This is a genomic window from Flavobacterium sp. ZT3R18 (genome assembly GCF_007097385.1).
Lineage (GTDB): Bacteria > Bacteroidota > Bacteroidia > Flavobacteriales > Flavobacteriaceae > Flavobacterium.
The window spans coordinates 1-2,718 of the sequence record NZ_VJZS01000051.1 but is presented as its reverse complement, the minus strand read 5'-3'; the positions used below and the strand labels follow the sequence as shown (position 1 = coordinate 2,718).

The following is a 2,718-nucleotide window of genomic DNA, read 5'->3' as shown; positions in this document are numbered from 1 at the left end:
TAACATTTTAATGTAATAAAAATGAAAACGATACATCTTACTACAAAATATTTTTTATGGCTCAGTATGCTACTTTTTGCCATGAATTCTTGCGATTCATTCGTCGATGTTGAGCTGCCAAAATCGCAACTGACCAATGTCACCGTCTTTGAGGATTATGCCACCGCAAGCGCTGCCCTAACAGATATATATTCAAAAATTAGAGATAAGGGAATGCTAACAGGAACGAACTCGGGCATGTCCATCGAATTGGGAAATTATACCGATGAAATAACACCTTACGGAACCCCTTCTAACCCGAGTTTTAATTTTTACAACAATACGATTCTGCCTTCAACGCCAGATATTGCAGAATATTGGAATGCAACCTATAATCAAATATATGCAGCCAATTCTGTAATCGAAGGTGTTCGGGCAAGTACCAGTCTTTCTATTGAAAACAAGAAGCAATTACAAGGTGAAGCATTTTTTATTCGGGCTTTATTGCATTTTTATCTTGTGAATCTTTTTGGAGACATTCCCTATATTACCCAAACAGATTATAAAAACAATAGTGTAGTTACCAGAATGCCAACCAAGGAAGTCTATGACCATATCATAACCGATTTAGAAAACGCAATTAATTTTTTGCCCGACAATTATAATAGTACTGACAGAGTTCGTCCAAATAAATTTACTGCAAAAGCATTATTGGCTAGGACATATCTTTATAATAAATCGTATGCTGAAGCAGCCAATGCAGCCTCCGCCGTATTAAACCAAACAGATCTTTTTTTATTGGAAGAAAATATAGATCAGGTCTTTTTAATTAATTCCAAGGAAACTATCTGGCAATTACAATCCGCAACAGCGGGACGAAACACTCAGGAAGCAGCCATCTTTATATTCGTATCAGGACCGCCATCCTTAGTTGCCTTGAATAATGATTTAGTAAATTCTTTTACAATTGGTGATTTACGTAAATCAAATTGGGTAAAAGAAGTAACAGATGGAACCACGACTTGGCACCATGCCTATAAGTACAAAGAAGAAAACTTTACGGCTACATCGCAAGAATACTCCATTGTCTTTCGCTTAACAGAGCAATATCTTATCAGAGCAGAAGCACGAGCGCAGCAAGGTGATCTTATTGGTGCTAAAGAAGATTTAAACAAAATCAGGAATCGTGCCGGACTAAATGATACAACTGCCATTACCCAACAGGAAATTCTGGAAGCTATCTTACAGGAAAGAAGGTGGGAGTTTTTTACCGAACATGGACATCGCTTTTTTGATTTGAAGCGCTTTAATCAGCTTGACAATGTATTAGCAGTGATAAAACCAGGATGGAATACTACGGATAGCTTACTCCCAATTCCTCAAAGTGAATTAAGTACCAATCCAAATCTGCGTCCTCAAAACCCAGGATATTAAACAAAGTAATCATGTTAAAAAACGATACTACAACCAAAAATTCCAGCAAGAATTTCAAAGCTTTATGTCCAATCATAATTTTATTTTTATTTTTTATTTTGCCATTAGTAGCCTGTCCCTTGTGGGGACAGGTGGTGCAAAAAAAAGAATTAACCCCATCTGACTACCATTTATGGGGAGAGTTAAATTTAGATAAAATAGCGCCTGATCAGCAGTGGGCCAGTTATAGAATGAGCTATGACAATGGCATAGACACCCTTTTTGTCCGAAACACAATCTCTAATAAAACATACAGTTACCCCGCAGGAGACAATTCAATCTTTACTAAAAATAACACATTCGTTTGCTTAACTAAACAAGGATTACAGATACTAAATTTAAAAACAGGAAAGCAAGAAATCATAAAATTGGTTAGCCAATATGCGTATTCGCAATTCACAGATCATTTGATTATTAATTTTCATTCCGAAAGAGACAAAGATGAATTACTAATTCGAACTCCTCTTGGAAAAATTGTAAAAGAAGTTCAAGATGTGACCTATTTTACGTTAAGCCCTAATGAACAAGAACTGGTGTACAGCACTTTTTCAAATAATAAATATGCGTTACTACTTATAGATCTTAAACAGGCAAATAGTGAAAAGTCGCTTTTGAAGGGTGGTGAAGATAAGTTTGATGGTTTTACATGGCAAAAAGACGGAAAGTCTCTGGCTTTCTTAGGGCAATCTGAAAACCTTTCAGATAATACACTTTTCTACTATACTCTAGCGAATGACAAATTGTATAAACTGAATTCTTTAACTCATCCCAATTTTCCAAACAATGCTTATATAGCCTTAGATCAAAATTTTGAATTACTAATCTCAGATGATGTACAAAAAGTGTTTTTTGCTTTTAAAAACAAACCAAATCTTCCGCAAAATAAAGAAGATTCGAATGTAGAAGTTTGGAATGCAAATGATAAATGGATTTATCCTCAAAAACAAAAACAAGGGCAGTTTCGAGAGTATGCAAAATTGGCTTTATGGCTACCCTTGTCAAATCTGTCTAAACCGATTACAACAACTCAACTGCCTAATGTGATGCTCTCTGGTAACCAAGAATATGCCATTTTATCTAACCCAAAAGAGTATGAGCCTCAATTTGAATATCAGGGGAACAGGGATTTTTATATTATGAATCTTAAAACTTTCGAAAAGAGCATTCTTTTAAAAAACCATTCTGGTAACCTAACAAATAGTATTGCTTCTCCAACAGGAAAATACATTGCTTACTTTAAAGAAAACAATTGGTGGATATATAATA

At 35.0% G+C, this 2,718-nt stretch carries 2 protein-coding genes; both read left to right on the top strand.

Annotated elements, in window-relative coordinates; all coding sequences use genetic code 11:
• Positions 1 to 21 precede the first annotated feature (21 nt).
• The gene (locus tag FNW52_RS20465; protein WP_143379322.1) at positions 22 to 1,413 is read left to right on the top strand and encodes a RagB/SusD family nutrient uptake outer membrane protein; all 1,392 of its coding nucleotides are present in this window, start codon (positions 22 to 24) and stop codon (positions 1,411 to 1,413) included.
• Between the two features lie 11 nt (positions 1,414 to 1,424).
• Positions 1,425 to 2,718, top strand: a 1,294-nt coding sequence (locus tag FNW52_RS20460) for a hypothetical protein (RefSeq protein ID WP_143379321.1), incomplete at its 3' end; no start/stop codon positions are given.